Here is a 410-nt window from a genome sequence, read left to right on the forward strand (position 1 = left end):
GATCCCCGAGGGCGGCCAGCTCTTCCAGCCGCTGCTTGAGGGCTACCAGGCGCTGCTCTCCGGCACCCAGCCCGAGGAGATGCTGACGCAGGTCGACGAGAAGTACCACGGGATCATGAAGGGCTGGAGCTGACCGGTGGCGACCTCGACTGGACGTGTGGCGAACACGGCCAGGGGCCAGGCCGCGGGCGCTGACGGCGCCCGCGGTCACCGCGGGGGCCGCCCCGGCCGGATCGGGCGCGCCCTGACCCGGCACTGGTACGCGTGGGCGATGACCGCTCCGGTGGTCATCGTCACCTGCGTCCTGGTCGGCTGGCCGCTGGTCCGCGGCATCTACCTCTCGCTCACCGACGCCACCGAGGCCAACGTGGGCCGCACCATCGGCGTCAACGTCATCCCGGCCACGTACG

The 410-nt window shown here is 72.2% G+C and carries 1 pseudogene; it reads left to right on the plus strand.

What is annotated here, in order from left to right:
- Positions 1–136: 136 nt before the first annotated feature.
- A pseudogene (locus IMZ11_RS44450) lies at positions 137–410 on the plus strand (sugar ABC transporter permease); the annotation flags it as partial.

Origin of the sequence: Microtetraspora sp. AC03309 (assembly GCF_020826795.1) — a bacterium.
GTDB lineage: Bacteria > Actinomycetota > Actinomycetes > Streptosporangiales > Streptosporangiaceae > Microtetraspora > Microtetraspora glauca.